Source organism: Vibrio sp. R10-SG-ISO4 (assembly GCF_059834135.1).
On the sequence record NZ_JCBDHJ010000015.1, the window covers coordinates 1 to 14,961 of the forward strand.

The 14,961-nt window shown below is 48.4% G+C and carries 14 protein-coding genes; 5 read left to right on the top strand and 9 right to left on the bottom strand.

Going from position 1 to position 14,961, the window contains the following annotated elements:
• Both AC6R03_RS08775 and ohr read right to left on the bottom strand, forming a co-directional pair.
• The coding region (locus AC6R03_RS08775) for a LysR family transcriptional regulator (RefSeq protein ID WP_500653657.1) at positions 1-388 on the bottom strand (388 nt) is incomplete at its 3' end.
• Between the two features lie 156 nt (positions 389-544).
• Positions 545-967, bottom strand: a complete 423-nt coding sequence (ohr, locus tag AC6R03_RS08780) for an organic hydroperoxide reductase Ohr (protein ID WP_500631587.1) — start codon at positions 965-967, stop codon at positions 545-547.
• A 113-nt stretch (positions 968-1,080) separates the two neighbouring features.
• On the opposite strand from ohr, the gene ohrR reads away from it, so the two are divergent.
• Entirely contained in the window at positions 1,081-1,542 is a 462-nt protein-coding gene (ohrR, locus tag AC6R03_RS08785; RefSeq protein WP_500631586.1) for a transcriptional regulator OhrR, read from the top strand.
• A gap of 24 nt (positions 1,543-1,566) precedes the next feature.
• On the opposite strand, the gene AC6R03_RS08790 is transcribed toward ohrR, so the two are convergent.
• The gene (locus tag AC6R03_RS08790) at positions 1,567-4,077 is read right to left on the bottom strand and encodes a response regulator (protein ID WP_500631585.1); all 2,511 of its coding nucleotides are present in this window, start codon (positions 4,075-4,077) and stop codon (positions 1,567-1,569) included.
• On the bottom strand, positions 4,070-4,495 hold the full coding sequence (locus AC6R03_RS08795) for a hypothetical protein (RefSeq protein WP_500631584.1): 426 nt from the start codon (positions 4,493-4,495) through the stop codon (positions 4,070-4,072). The genes AC6R03_RS08790 and AC6R03_RS08795 overlap by 8 nt, the downstream gene beginning before the upstream one ends.
• A gap of 480 nt (positions 4,496-4,975) precedes the next feature.
• On the opposite strand from AC6R03_RS08795, the gene ihfA reads away from it, so the two are divergent.
• A complete protein-coding gene (gene ihfA / locus AC6R03_RS08800) occupies positions 4,976-5,272 on the top strand; it encodes an integration host factor subunit alpha (protein WP_334550680.1) in 297 nt (98 codons plus the stop codon).
• A 111-nt stretch (positions 5,273-5,383) separates the two neighbouring features.
• On the opposite strand, the gene AC6R03_RS08805 is transcribed toward ihfA, so the two are convergent.
• Both AC6R03_RS08805 and yeiP read right to left on the bottom strand, forming a co-directional pair.
• Positions 5,384-5,704 carry an HI1450 family dsDNA-mimic protein gene (locus tag AC6R03_RS08805; RefSeq protein WP_334550678.1) on the bottom strand — a complete coding sequence of 107 codons (321 nt, stop codon included), beginning with the start codon at positions 5,702-5,704 and terminating at the stop codon, positions 5,384-5,386.
• 1 nt (position 5,705) lies between these two features.
• Positions 5,706-6,272: an elongation factor P-like protein YeiP gene (gene yeiP / locus AC6R03_RS08810; RefSeq protein ID WP_500631583.1), complete on the bottom strand. Its 567-nt coding sequence runs from the start codon at positions 6,270-6,272 to the stop codon at positions 5,706-5,708.
• Positions 6,273-6,411: 139 nt separating this feature from the next.
• On the opposite strand from yeiP, the gene AC6R03_RS08815 reads away from it, so the two are divergent.
• Complete coding sequence (locus AC6R03_RS08815) at positions 6,412-7,179, top strand: nucleotidyltransferase domain-containing protein (protein ID WP_500631582.1); 768 nt, start codon at positions 6,412-6,414, stop codon at positions 7,177-7,179.
• Here AC6R03_RS08815 and AC6R03_RS08820 read toward each other — a convergent pair.
• The 3 genes from AC6R03_RS08820 to AC6R03_RS08830 all read right to left on the bottom strand — a co-directional run bounded on the left by AC6R03_RS08820 (position 7,176) and on the right by AC6R03_RS08830 (position 12,124).
• Positions 7,176-9,539: a DNA polymerase II gene (locus tag AC6R03_RS08820; protein WP_500631581.1), complete on the bottom strand. Its 2,364-nt coding sequence runs from the start codon at positions 9,537-9,539 to the stop codon at positions 7,176-7,178. The genes AC6R03_RS08815 and AC6R03_RS08820 overlap by 4 nt on opposite strands.
• 95 nt (positions 9,540-9,634) lie before the next feature.
• Positions 9,635-11,497 carry an Lnb N-terminal periplasmic domain-containing protein gene (locus AC6R03_RS08825; protein ID WP_500631580.1) on the bottom strand — a complete coding sequence of 621 codons (1,863 nt, stop codon included), beginning with the start codon at positions 11,495-11,497 and terminating at the stop codon, positions 9,635-9,637.
• Between the two features lie 141 nt (positions 11,498-11,638).
• On the bottom strand, positions 11,639-12,124 hold the full coding sequence (locus tag AC6R03_RS08830) for a DUF3015 domain-containing protein (RefSeq protein WP_500629378.1): 486 nt from the start codon (positions 12,122-12,124) through the stop codon (positions 11,639-11,641).
• 360 nt (positions 12,125-12,484) lie between these two features.
• Between AC6R03_RS08830 and uvrY the strand changes: the two genes are divergently transcribed.
• Positions 12,485-13,129, top strand: coding sequence for a UvrY/SirA/GacA family response regulator transcription factor (gene uvrY / locus AC6R03_RS08835; RefSeq protein WP_334550669.1), 645 nt, complete (start codon positions 12,485-12,487; stop codon positions 13,127-13,129).
• Positions 13,129-14,961, top strand: coding sequence for an excinuclease ABC subunit UvrC (uvrC, locus tag AC6R03_RS08840; protein ID WP_500631579.1), 1,833 nt, complete (start codon positions 13,129-13,131; stop codon positions 14,959-14,961). Before uvrY ends, uvrC begins: the two co-directional genes overlap by 1 nt.

Here is a 14,961-nt window from a genome sequence, read left to right on the forward strand (position 1 = left end):
AGAAACCCGATGAAAAATCGAGTGTAACACTGGGCCATGCAATTTGATACTCACGCAGCGCAGGCATCAACCACTGAAAGCAGGAGTGGCAGTCTATCGCCATGTGCAGGCGTCCGTTGACGTCTTCTTTGAGGCTTGCCAACTCATTTTCTGCGCGCGCAAGCTTGGGCAGAACCTCATCGGCGACACGAAGTAAGATTTGTCCTTCAGAAGTGAATTTCACCGGACGAGTTTTACGCAAAAAGAGCGGACTGCCTATGCGAGACTCGAGATCTTTGATTTGATGAGAAAGGGCCGATTGGGTCAAGTGCAGTGACGTTGCGGTTGCGGTGAGTGATCCGGTATCTCTCAGTGATACTAATGTTTTCAGATGCTTAAGCTCAATCATTAATTTATTTCAACCTTTCCCTGTCTCAGATGAGTAAAACTAACTTACTCGTTTTTTATGGGCGTGTAAACATCTAGACGTCCAGGTTGATTTGATATTCATTCTATAACAACAACGCTGACCCAATGGGTCGGCGTTGTTGTTATAGGGATTGGTTTACAGTGCTTGACCATTCACCGTGACATTAACGTCAATGTTGCCACGAACGGCGTTGGAGTATGGACACACTTGGTGAGCGATTTTCGTCAGCTCTAGTGCTTGCGCATCGTCGAGAGCGAGTGCGACGTTCAAGCTCACGGTGAGTGCAAAGCCACCTTGCTCATTTGGACCGATACCGACTTCAGCGGTCACTGGCGCTTCTTTCAATGTGACCTTGCCTTCACGCGCAACGTGGAGCAGAGCGTTGGAAAAACAGGCTGCATAACCTGCGGCAAATAGTTGCTCTGGGTTAGTCGCCGCACCGGTGCCGCCCATCTCTTTCGGATAAGCAAGGCTAAGCGAAAGTAGACCGTCGTCAGTTTGAACCTGACCGTTACGGCCAGCAGATGCGGTTGCTTGAGTTTTGTAGAGTGTGCTCATGGGTATCTCCTTGGTTATTTAAGTTGTGTGCAATCTAATTGTTTGCAATCATATATCGAACCCAAGTTGTTTTGCAACTATATTGTGCGCAATTTATTTTTAAGGTGAATGCTATGGACACTTGTCATGTGACGCCCCCCTTGAGTGATGAGGATAAAATAAAACTCGAGAATCAAGTCTGTTTTCCACTATACAGTGCGGCTAACGCAGTTGGCCGAGCATACAGACCGCTACTGGATGCATTGGATCTCACCTACGCGCAATACCTAGTGATGATGGTGCTGTGGGAGCAAGATGGCGTCAGTGTCAAAGAGCTGGGTGCTCGGTTATACCTCGATTCAGGGACCTTGACGCCACTGTTAAAACGTTTGGAAAGTAAAAGGTTTGTAGAACGAGCGCGCAGTGAGAATGATGAGCGCGTGCGGGTCCTCAATCTCACCTCGCACGGAAAAGCGTTGAAGCAGCAAGCCCTTACCGTGCCCTCTGCGCTGTCATGTAAAATCAATTTACCCCTGGAAGAGATGGTGATGCTCAAGCAGCTATGTGAAAAAGTGCTTGAGCGTCTAGGTGAGTGAGGGAGAACGCCTCACTGCGTATCGTTACAACACTTCTTCTTTGTAAAAGAAACGGTTGAGCACACTCGCCAAGGCCTCTTTGGTTGCTGGCTTGGTGAGGCGACCATCCATCAGCTTGGCCATTTTCGTGACACTGGCGCTCTCTGCCTCTCCGCTGAGCGCAATAATAGGAATGCTTGGGTAAGACTCCTTGATGCGTCTCGAGGCTTCAAAGCCATCCATGACCGGCATCTGGATATCCATAAACACCAACTCAACGGGATTATCGTGAATGATGTCGAGCGCGGTTCGACCGTTATTTGCCATAATCACTCGATAGCCCAGTTGTTCCACGTACAGTTTGACTAACGCGCGTTGCACTTCTTTATCATCCACCACCAACACCACTGGCGCGCCCGGAGCGGTAGGGCTCGAAACCACTTGGCGATCACGCGGTTTTACTTTATTTGGAGGCTCAGCGGCGGGCGTTGATTTATTCGGCGTTATAACGGGCTTTTGCGTGGTGGGGGGAAAGCTTAACGTGAACTCCGTAAATTTACCTTGTTCTGAGCGGCACTGAATTGCCCCACCAAACGCTTTCATCACGCGTTGACAATAGCCCAGACCTAGCCCGCTACCACCACTCTTACGGTGACTGAAGAAATCATCAAAAATACGCTCAAGAAGATCCGCTGGAATACCTGGGCCAGTATCAGTGACAACGAGCCGGTTGTCGTTCTCCCCAAGCACGGTTTCAATGGTGATGTGGCTATCTGGGTAAGAGTCAAAATAGTAAATGGCGTTGCGAAGGAGATTGAAAATAACAAAATTAAACAGTGTCTCGTTTACCTTAGCGACAAAATCTTGATTCAGTTTTAGGTGGACACGGCGGCGAGTGGGTTCATCGTCAAAGCCATAGTTTTCGACAGCGCTGCGCACGCAGGCGCTGATCGATGTCGCCAACGCGGGCTCTTGATCCAGCGAGGCACTGTTCACCTCTCGCAATATGATATCGATCAGCTGGCGGCCACGCAGGACGGCTTGCTTGCCGTTGTCGACGTGTGTCATCAATTCAAAATGGGCGGGCAAATGGCGAATTTTTAAGTTGAGATGCTCAAACTCATACTGCACTTGGCTGAGTGGGTTACGCATTTCATGTGCAATGGAATTGGCTAATGCCTGAGACTGTTTGACCTTACGTTCGTAGTTGATGTGCGCTTGAACTTTGGAGAGCACCCGTTGCAGCGCTTCAAGTTCCTCATAGGAGAAGTTTAATCCGCCATCTTTCTCACTTGAGACCAAGACATGCGACAGTTTATTTCGACCTTCATAAATAGGCAGAACTAGGGCGGATTGTGTCTTTTTCATCGCTGAGCGAACTTGACTCAGTTTGCTACTGCCACTTTTCGCCATCGCTTCTTCCACCTCATCGAGCACAAGTGGTGCGGTGTGGGTTTCAAAGTAATCACGGTAAAAGCTTGCTCCTTGAAAGTCATCCAACAAGCGCAGTTTATTTTCAGGTACATCGAGGTAGCGAGCGAGTTTGTCCATCGCTTGCGTTGGTGAGTGATGAAATTCGTTCTCCAACTTGATGATTTTTTCCACCGGAGACACGGGATCGCCATACACAATATAGCTAATGGAACGTTGCAAGCTGCGGTAAAGTTTGGACCAAGATAAGCCAACAATCGCGACTATGGTGACCACCTCAAACGCGTGTGAATCATCAAATATGGGCAGTAAGGTGATGGCAGAAAAATAGACGAACAGTGTCACGGCGAAGCTCAAACCGATATACAGGATATAGCGCGAGCTATAAAAGCGAGAGGTAAGCAGCGCGTAGCCCATGAAGAGCATTTCGCTGACAGACAGTGCAGGTGGTAGCCAAGTCAACGAGAAGTCATTGAGGAAATAAGTAAAGCCAAGCTGAATGACCGCCGTTGAGCACATAAAAATGGCCATGCCAAGAATCATGTAGTTGATTCGAGTCCGTTGAATACGGTTTTCGCTTGCCGTTAGAGAGAGCAGATTGATAAACGTCAGCACCACCAAGGTGGCCAAACCGAGGAAAAAGGGCTGAGTATACGGACCAAACTCTAATACGAACTGACTGGGGCCTGAAATAGAGGCGCCTTGTACGGTCAAATCCGGTAAAAGGTTACAAGCCAAACCAAAAGCAAATACGCTCCAAGCCACAATGGATTGGAACACGGGGACGCGTTTACTTGCGTAATAGGTGCGCAGCTTAGCGGTAAAATGATACGCAGAAGCGAAGGCGACTAGCGCAGAATTATTGGCGACAATCGCCATCAAGACCGCCGTTTTCTCTCCGAGCAATGGCAGCAATCCGGTATGAAAGTAGTAGTTACTAAGAATCCAAATAAACAAGCCAAATGTGTAGGTCACATAGTAAAGATAGCTGTTAAGACTGCTTGCACCGTGCTTTTTATACAGTGAGTAACAGAAGTAACTAGACCAAGTCAGTACCAACATCGCTGTCATAAACAGCACGATGGCCTTGGGGTACATAAGCTCTTGAAGGACAAAATTAAGCATGAGTTCTGGATTTCACCATGGGTTGACGTTGTTGTGATTGCGCGTTGTTTTTATCGTTAGGTTGGCAGTATCGATGACCTCTCTGATTGTGATGATTCGCGTCTGTTCTGGAGAGCTCTGGAGTGCTTAGCTTTTGGTAATCATAGTACCTCAGTTCACCTTGTGGGAGGGCGAGTGAATCAAAGTAAGCGCGGGAAAAGAGTTGTTGCTCTAGGGTTGGTGAACCATCATACGAAAGGCAGAGTTTTAAAGCGCGTACACGACAATCCAGTGCTTTTTTAAAAAACACATTCGCCTCTTCGGCATAGTTTTCTTCTACCTGATAAAACCAAGCATGTTTTGCTTCCTCTTTAGAGACGGACGCAGAAATTGGTCTCTCCGATAGGGGGCTGTTTGCTCGGGAGCGGTTGGTCGCCATGACGTTGTCGTGTTTATTTCTATGTGAACACTCTTGTTGTTTCACATAACTCACGCAAATGCAACTTGGTTAATATTCTGGTTGGATCTTAATCCCAAGAAATGATGAGCGTGGTTCGGTGTGCGATGCAACAAAATCTGGATTGCGCTAGTTTTGTGATCTAACGCAACTTAAGTGTTGGGTTGTTGATTTGATTATCAAAATGACATTATCCACTAGAATTGGACGATTTTTTCACAGAATTTTGGCATGATTGATCGCTAAGTTGCGTTAAAATCTATTTATAATTCTGATGTTTAGCGTTTCGTCACCGTTGGCTTTCTCGCCAAGTGATAGGCAGATAGATAAAAAAGTTGGCGAAAATCAGAAGCTTGGCATACACTTTTCAAAGTAACGCCGATATGTTGTTGATTGGCTTACCGAAAGTACTGGGTGTTGCCTTGGCGCAACTATGTTTAACACAGCTTTGAGGAAAGTTTTATGGCGCTCACAAAAGCCGATTTGGCTGAAAACCTGTTTGAAAAGCTTGGATACAGTAAACGGGATGCCAAGGAAACGGTTGAAGCGTTTTTCGAAGAGATTCGTAAAGCTCTAGAAAGTGGCGAACAGGTAAAACTGTCAGGGTTCGGAAATTTTGATCTTCGTGATAAGAATGAACGACCAGGTCGAAACCCGAAAACTGGTGAAGACATTCCTATCAGTGCACGCCGTGTAGTCACCTTCCGTCCCGGGCAAAAACTGAAAGCCCGAGTTGAAAACGTGAAAACAGAAGGTTGATCTGACAAACAGCGCCCTGTGCGATGATGGCAGTCCGAATTCCATAAAAAATCCCCAAGTCTTTGACTCGGGGATTTTTGTTTTTATGCCATGGCGATACAAGAGTGGGGGTTAGTCGCGCTTCCACAGGATGTGGCAAAACTTATGTTCTGGATCGCGGCTGACTAATAGACGTGCGAATACGTCATCCAACACGTCATTGTCTTCATTGACGAGTCCAACCCGAACCTCTGCATACGTCTCTTTGTCGACATCAAAGCCAACATGGCCCGCCCAATCTTCTCCGGTTTCAACCAGTTCGGCAGCACCACGGTCATCAAATTGCGCCGTAAACAGAATCACATCTGCGGGCTCAAGATTATCGGGAGCCATCTCTAGAAAGATGTCGTAGGCCGTGTCAATGGTGTCATCGTAAGAAATGAGATCAGACATATTACGCTCGGCTTGTGTATTTACGTTCAGCAGTGTTGATGATGACGCGATCGCCAGTGGCTATGTACTCAGGTACTTGCACGACAAGGCCAGTCGAGAAACGAGCAGGCTTGGTGCGAGCAGATGCTGACGCACCCTTGAGCGATGGGTCGGTCTCTTCAATCACAAGTTCAACTGAAGCGGGCAGTTCAAGTGCAACCGCATTGCCGTTGACTAAAACCACGTGTAAGCCTTGAATCTCTTCAGTGATAAATAGCAAGTCATCTTCGATATCATCGCGTTTAAAGGTGTACTGAGTGTAATCTTCATTGTCCATGAAAATGTACTCGTCACCATCAACGTATGAGAATGCTGCGGCGCGTTTGAACATGTCGACAGTGTCAAGTACGTCATCGGACTTGTAGCGCTCATCAACGCGAGCACCAGTCGTGAGATCAGTGCAACGCAGTTTATAAATTTTTGAACCGCCGCGACCGCCAGGAGTCGTCACTTCAATATCTTTGATGAGTAGCGTTTTGCCGTTAGATACAATCGCAAAACCTTTCTTTAGCTCACTTGCCTTAGGCATGAACGTTTTCCTTCATATGGGTGTATTTTGGCGCATTATATATCAGTTATTCTTTGAGAAGGAATAACTTGATTGCACAGAGCGTGTGAGCGATCATTAAAGTCACCATTGATTGACAATAAGTTCAGACTGTTACCGCATGCCTCTTCCCGTTATCGACCCAACTCAACCGTTCCAAGCTCGTTATCAGCCTGCAATAGGGGAGCTGATGGCCTATTTACAAAGTGGGCTGGGTGACAATCTCCACAGCGTTTATCTCTATGGCAGCGTGGCGCGTAAAACGGCGGTCGAAGGGAAGTCCAATATGGATGTCATCGTGATTACGCATCGCTCTTTTAGCGATTCGCGGTCATCTCTGTTTAATACCATCAAATTTCACTTTCAAAAGCGTTATCCGTTTATTACTGGGGTTGCTTTTAAAACTGGTTTAGCCAGTGAGGTGGCGAGTTTAGAGGGTATTCTTTCTTGGGGATTTTTATTGCGTCATTGCGCGGTGTGTATTCATGGTGAAGATCTCTCGGAGTGCTTTGGCGATTATGAGCCGAGTTGGGAAATCGCTAAGCAGTGGAACATGGACGTCGAGGATTCGATTGCCGTGTACCGCAATCGAATTGCGCGCAGCAACAAACCCGAAGACCAAAGTCATGCTCAAATCATCATCGCCAAAAAGCTGCTCCGAGCAAGCTACTCATTGGTGATGGTTCGAGACAAACAGTGGTTCGATGATCCCATTGAGTGCGGCCAGCAATTCTTACGCTACCATCCTGAAAAGCAGCTCGACATTGAGCGCTTGGGGATTTTACTGTCTGGGCGTGTTATCCCTAAACGCTCTGTGGTGGGTCTGTTGGATTCCTTTGGTGATTGGTTGGTCAAACAGTACCAAAAGACGGAATTTAAAATCGGTTAGAACAAGCCAAGTTGAGGCTCACTCAAGCGTGCAAAGTCGAGCCCGATAAAGGGCAGAATTGCATCTGCGACGGGTTTGAGTTGTTTATCAATGTAGTGCTGATAATCAATCGGACTCTTTCGATACTCTTTGGGTTCAGGCCCTTGTGTGGTGATGAGGTACTCGATTCGGCCTTTGTTTTGGTATTGCAAAGGTCGACCAAGTTGCGCGTTTATTTCATCCGCCATTCGAGCGGCTCGCACTTGAGGCGGAATGTTCTTTTGATACTCATGAAGTTTGCGCCGTAGCCTTTTCTGATACACTAACTCCTCATCAAAGCGCCCGTCTAACGTCTGCTCGACACAATCTCTAACGTATTGACACGGATCCTCACCGTGAAAGACTAAGCGATAGAGCTCATTTTGAAAGCGCTGTGCCAGTGGCGTCCAGTCTGTACGGGCGCTTTCCAATCCTTTAAACACCAGGTGTTCGTTGCTCTCGGTGACAATCAATCCTGCGTAGCGTTTTTTCGACCCTGTTTCTTGGCCGCGTATCGTTGGCATCAAAAACTTTTTGTAATGGGTTTCGTATTCCAGCTCAAGCATCGAGGTTAAACCGTATTCTTGGCTAAGATACTCACTCCACCACGCATTAATGTGTGTGGTCAGTTGCTGGCCTATAGCATCAGCTTCTTGCTGGCTTAAGCTTGTCCCTAGTGACACAAAGGTCGAATCGGTATCCCCGTAGATCACTTGATAGCCTTGGGATTCAATCAGGCGTTTGGTCTGCTTCATGATCTCGTGGCCGCGCATGGTGATGCTAGAGGCGAGGCGTGTATCAAAGAAGCGGCAGCCCGAGGAGCCTAATACACCATAGAAGGAGTTCATGATGATCTTAATGGCCTGAGAAAAGGCCTTTTCATTGTTTTTCTTCGCTCTATCGCGCGCGGCCCATAAGGTTTCAATCATGGTAGGCAGAAAGTGGGTGCTGCGGTGGAACTGGCCGCCACGAAAGCCTTCCACCGCTTGGTGGGCCTCTTTACCCACCTCAAGCTTCAGCCCTTCGACTAGCCCGATTGGGTCAATCAGAAAGCTGCGAATGATCGAAGGGTAGAGGCTTTTAAAATCCAGCACCAGCACCGAATCGTACAAACCCGGGATTGAATCCATCACATAGCCCCCGGGACTGGCTAGCCAGTTTTCAGGCTGTAAGTTGGGTGCCACGTAACCGGCGCGATGGATCTGCGGTAGGTAGAGGTTGGTGAATGCCGCGACAGAGCCTCCGACGCGATCCAACTCAACACCGGTTAACCGCGATCGTTCGATGGCAAAATCGAGCAAATGGGTATGGGCGAAGATTTTATTGACCAATACACAGTCTTGCAGGTTGTAGCGGGCGAGAGAGGGTTTGTCGTGTCGAAACATGTGGTTAATTTCATCCATGCGATCATGGACGTTGTGGATCTGTTTCCCTTCGCCAAGAAGCTCCTGAGAAACGGACTCCAATGACCAACTGCGAAAGTGGTAAGTCGCGGTTTTTAACGTGTCGATACCGTCCATGACGACGCGACCTGGGATCGAGATGAACGCTTGGCCGGTCGACGTAGATGAGCGGAAGTAGGCTTTTTGGTTGCCTCGCCCTAAGTAGAGCGCCATCTTGTGCCATTGGGCTCGTTTATCGAGCAAGCGAAAGTCAAAATCAATCACGTTCCATCCGATGACCACATCGGGATCATAGGTTTGGAACCAGTGAACCAGAGCTTGGAGGAGGGCTTTCTCATCACTGACCCACTCTATCGGAGTATCGGCGGATTGTGGCGTACCCACCATAATCACGCGACTGTCTTTGGGGCTGTCTAACCCGATCGAATAGAGAAGGCCTTTTTCGGAGCATTCGATATCAAGCGACACCACATGGAGTGTTGGGGTGTATTGGCCTTGGCGACATTTGGCGTTGCTGACTCGAACATAGCCTGACTTTTGCTCTACGTGACCGACAAACTCTACGCTACCCTGAATAAATCGCTCCATGAGAAATCTATCCGCAAGGCGGATGTCGTCTTCCAAAACAAGGACATCTTGCTGCTTCAACTGTTGGCTGAAGGCCGTCGCTGTTTGAATGGTGGCACTGTAGCAAGCCGCGAGAGGGGTGTGGGTAAAGTCTTTCAGTTCGAGGGGTTGGATAGTGGCATCGAACCCATGCTGTAAGTTGATCTCGCGCGCTTGGTCTATATGCGATTGCGGGATAAAGAACACGGGTTTTTCGCCCTCAATGACCAGTTGCATCGGCCCTTGCGCGGTAGAGAGCCAGAGGTCAATTTGAGTGCGGCGTCCAACATCGCGTGCTTGGCGTGTCAGTAAAAAACCGTGTTGAATGGTCATAGTAAAGCGTGTTCCTTGGTGAGCATGATAACCCCAATTGGATGCGGTGATGGGTCATGCTCGCCCAGTGTAGCACAGGCGACTAAGGGATAACGCTAGTAATAAACGTAAGCCGTCAACTGCGCGAGAAGATCGTCACGATGCCAGTGCCGGTAGCTTACTTCACTGCGAAGGGCGAAATCTGACGTCATGGACCAATTCCAGTGGGTACTGGCTTGCGCTTTGTGAGAGGCAGGAGAATCGAACAGACTGAGGTACTGCCCCTGTACGCTCACTTTATGCGCCTGATTGATTTGATAGAGCAGGCCCACCTCAGCCCCTGCGCCGAGAGTGGCTTGGTAGTCGGTCAGCGCACCACCACTTAATTCAGCGGAGAGCAGCGTATAGCCGTGTACGAGATTGGGATCCCCCCATGCCTTTCCCACTCCCCCTTGGCCGAACCAGCGTCCGGACGTGTTGGTGCTATCGGGCTGTCTGTCAAAGCCTGTGCGAATATTCCATGCCCAACTGCTGAAGACGCGATTACTCGGCGCAAGCGCCATTGCATCAATAATATACAGCTTCTCTAACCGGCTTGTGCCGTTGTCATCAAGGCTCATTTGCGCATCAAGAAAGCTAATTTGTGCGCCGGGAATAAATCCAGCTTGCGAGTCTAATAGATCATGATACGCGGCGCGCCAATCTAAGGTGAGCCGATGACGGTTGAGATCGGAGTAGCGGTAGCCTAGCCCGACACGGGCAGAACCATGCCCATGTTCAGGCGATACGCTAGGTACGCGGACGTCGCTGAAGGGTGAGGGGGTTTTAATGATACTGCGTTGATACAAAAGATCGGTGAGCTGTTTGGCGGTAGGGTCGCGTTCTAACCCTTGATCGTAGAGCTCAAAGTTAAGCCACTCATAGGCGAATTCAAGGATCGCCGCACGTTCAGCATCACTGTATTCTGATGCGCTAGGGTAGATGCCCTTTTTTGCGCGTTGCGCCGCAGCAAAGCGCTCATCACTCATCGACTGCGATTGATGCAGTAAGCGTGTACCAAAGGCCGCACGATACTGGGGCGCGGCTAACAGATCTTGCGCCGCGAGGGCTTTGACTGTATCCGAAGGAATGGCCTGAACGGGGAACTGATCGACTAAATAGAGATCTTCACGAGCCAATTCCAAAAGAGCGAGCAGCTGGTAAGAGCAGTTTTCATCCAAGAAATAGTAATCAAATTGAGCTTGCTGCATTTCCCAGAGATGCAGTAAGACCCGTTCCACTTCATCTTCTGTTAAGTTGAGGGGGTATTCCCAAATATCTCTCGACTCGATGTCATTGTATTCCCTTACCTTTCTGTAATAGGGCATCACGGTATAGCGACCTGGATAAGCGCCGAACAACCCTTTCATCGCATAGAGTGCTGCGTTGTCTTGCGTTTCCGGCTCCGCGGCGAAATTCACCGCAAACGCCACTAACTCTTTATGACGCGTCTGGTCTTTGGCGTCGACGCGCAGCAGGGTGTGGCCAAACATGGAGGACGGGTTATTCATAAAAGCAGTAGGAAACACCAGTGTGAGTCCTTGAGGATCCAGTACCGCCTTCCATGTCTCCAACTCCGGGCAGTCGAGCGTCGCTCGTCGTCCTTGTTGCTCTTCAAGCCAAGTAAAGCGTGCGGGAAATTGGCACCTTGCAATGTGGGCTTGTGCTTCCTCCTGCTGATAGAACGCATGAATAGTCGCCTCAAGCTCTCGCTCTGGCGAACGCTTACCCAGTGCAGAGAAAAAGAATTCGTCGGAATCCACTTGGCTCTCTATACGGCCAGACCAATGGCTCTGATAGTGGCCCAGTTTCTGCCAATATGAAGAGTGAGCTAACGTTGCGACGTCTAGTGCGACCTCGGTCGGCGACTCGGCTTGCGCCAAGCAAAGAGGGGAAGAAAGTGCAAGTAAAGCGCCAGTGAGTGACATCAGTTTTTTCATAGTTGGTCGGGGAGATCCTAAATCGGCTTGCGATGACTTTAACGCCAACATGCTGATAATTCGAGTGGTACAGTGATATTCAATACAAGTTTGAGAGGATAAAAGACGCCACACAAGCGTGCAGCGCCTTTTAAGCGAGGATTAAATCGCGTAGTTGGCCAGTGTTTGGTCGCTTGAGACCAAGGCGTTGAGGTTGGTGAACACCTCTTCAGACGTGACGTTTTCAGACTGGAACACTTGCGAGAAGTTCTCTTGCGCTAGCGTATTGAACGCGCCTTTATCTGATTCTTGGATGCCCCACACTTCAGAAAGTGTCGCGAGCGTTTCACCTTCGCCTTTCGCGATGTCACGCGCAAGATTGTCCATGTTGCCATCGATAAACAGGGCTAATTTCTGCGCTGAGCTGATCGTGCCGTTGCCATCACATCCCAATGTACCAAATGTAATACCAAAGGTTTGGTTACCGAACGTACCGTTTGTTGTGGCGCCTAGCACTTTGAAGACTTTGCCAGATTGACCATCAAAAATCATGGTACCTAGACCACAACCGATATCAGAATCGGCCATTGCGACGTTTGAGAGAGGAAGAGTTGAAGCCAGTGCTGCCACTGCGAGAAGCTTTTTCATACCATATCCTTATATCATTATGGTTCGTCAGCTTAATGCCAACGAGGGTTATGCAACGCAATTCGTTACATCCTTTTTATGAATAGTTGAAATTGATTGCATTTTCAATGCATAGCTACGAATAAAGCATTCATGCTCCAAATGTTGAGAATCTATCGCTTTAAATAGTGTCAAACTATTGATTCTTAGGTTAATTAAGTGCAGTCCAACAGTTATGAAAATAAGTTCTTGCTAAACTTTGCGTTTGGGCACATATTCAGTGCAGGCAATAAAAACCAAAATGAGTTAAACTAGGCAGCCATGCTGTTATCCACTGTATAAGTGGGTGCAGAGCCAAGTTAAAAGTGTGGAGATACAAGTTTGATAAATGTTTTCCTTGTAGATGATCACGAGCTGGTTCGCACAGGGATACGACGTATTATTGAAGACGTCCGTGGAATGAACGTAGCAGGGGAAGCTGTAAGCGGTGAAGATGCAGCAAAATGGTGTCGTAGCAATCATGCAGACGTCATTTTGATGGATATGAATATGCCCGGTATTGGTGGCTTAGAAGCGACAAAGAAAATCCTGCGATTCAATCCAGATGTAAAAATCATTGTTTTGACTGTTCATACGGAAAATCCGTTTCCAACGAAAGTGATGCAAGCGGGAGCTGCCGGTTATTTAACCAAAGGTGCAGGTCCTGATGAAATGGTCAACGCGATCCGCGTTGTTCACAGTGGTCAGCGTTACATCTCACCAGAGATAGCGCAGCAGATGGCATTAAGCCAATTCTCACCCGCCTCTGAAAATCCATTTGCTGATTTATCAGAGCGTGAGCTGCAAATCATGATGATGATCACCAAGGGGCAAAAAGTGACGGATATTTCCGAACAACTGAATCTTAGCCCCAAAACGGTAAACAGCTATCGCTACCGTTTGTTCAATAAGCTGCACATCAGTGGCGATGTTGAATTGACGCACCTAGCGATACGACATGGAATGCTCGACACCGAGACCCTCTAGTGACACAAACGTTTGACTCGGTAACCTTCCTTAAGACTGTGACCAATCAGCCCGGTGTGTACCGCATGTACAACACCGAGGCTGAGGTTATTTATGTCGGCAAAGCTAAAGACCTCAAAAAGCGCCTCTCTAGCTATTTTCGCAAAAATGTGGATAGCGAGAAGACTCGCGCGCTCGTTAGTCATATCGCCAAGATAGATGTCACCGTTACGCACACGGAGACGGAAGCCCTTATTCTAGAGCACAATTACATTAAGCAGTATTTGCCTAAGTACAATGTGCTATTGCGTGACGACAAATCCTATCCGTACATCTTTGTCAGTGGTCATAAGCACCCTCGGCTTTCAATGCATCGTGGGGCGAAAAAGCGTAAAGGTGAGTATTTTGGTCCGTATCCTGACTCTGGTGCTGTTCGAGAAACGCTGCATCTGATTCAGAAGATCTTTCCGGTTCGTCAATGTGAGGATACGGTATACAGCAATCGCACCCGCCCTTGTTTGATGTACCAAATTGGTCGCTGTGCTGCACCTTGTGTCAGTGACGTTATTTCTGACGCGGAATATCAAGAGTTGGTTGATCTCGTGCGCTTGTTCTTAAAAGGCAAAGACAGCCAAGTGCTCTCGACGCTGGTGGAAAAAATGGAGCAGGCGAGTCAGTCACTGCGCTTTGAAGATGCGGCTAAGTTTCGCGATCAGATTCAAGCCATCCGCCGCGTGCAAGAGCAGCAATTTGTCTCTGAAGATTCGATGGACGACATGGATGTACTGGGTTTTGCTCAAGAGAAAGGCATCGCGTGTATCCACATCTTGATGATTCGCCAAGGCAAGGTACTTGGCTCTCGAAGCCATTTCCCTAAGATCCCAGCAGAGACCGATGCACAAGAAGTCTTTCACAGTTTCCTGACTCAGTACTACCTCGCGCACAATGAAGCACGCACCGTGCCGACGCGTATTATCTTAAATGCCGGGTTAAGCGACGAAACCAAAGCGTTGCAAACTGCGCTCAGTGAGCGGCTCGGTCGTAAAGTCCATTTTCATACCAATCCGACAGGGACACGGAGTCGCTACCTCAAACTGGCGAACACCAATGCACTGACGGCAATCACCACTAAGATCAACCATAAAATGACCATCTCTCAGCGCTTCAAAGCACTTCGGGAGGTATTGGGTATGGAGACGATCGCCAGAATGGAGTGTTTTGATATCTCACACACCATGGGTGAGAGTACGATTGCCTCTTGTGTGGTATTCAATCACGAAGGCCCATTGAAGCAAGAGTACCGGCGCTACAACATTACCGGGATCACCGGTGGTGATGATTACGCTGCGATGGGGCAAGCCCTTGAGCGCCGATACGCCAAGCAGCTTGATGTCGAAAAAATCCCCGACATTGTCTTTATTGACGGTGGTAAAGGTCAGCTTAACCGAGCCCATGACATCATTTCGCAATACTGGGGGGATTGGCCAAAGCGACCCAAACTGATTGGTATTGCGAAAGGGGTGACACGAAAACCTGGCCTCGAAACCTTAATCACCACCGATGGTGAAGAGTTCAACTTACCCAGTGACGCGCCTGCTTTGCATTTAATGCAGCACATTCGTGATGAGAGCCACAATCATGCGATTGCCGGACATCGTGCGAAACGTGGTAAAACACGTCGTACGAGTGCACTTGAAGGCATTGAAGGCATCGGACCGAAACGTCGTCAGGCGCTGCTGAAATACTTGGGCGGTTTACAAGAGCTCAAACGTGCAACTGTTGAAGAAATCGCCAAAGTTCCGGGCATTAGCCACTCTTTGGCAGAAAACATCTATCAAGCATTGAAACAATAA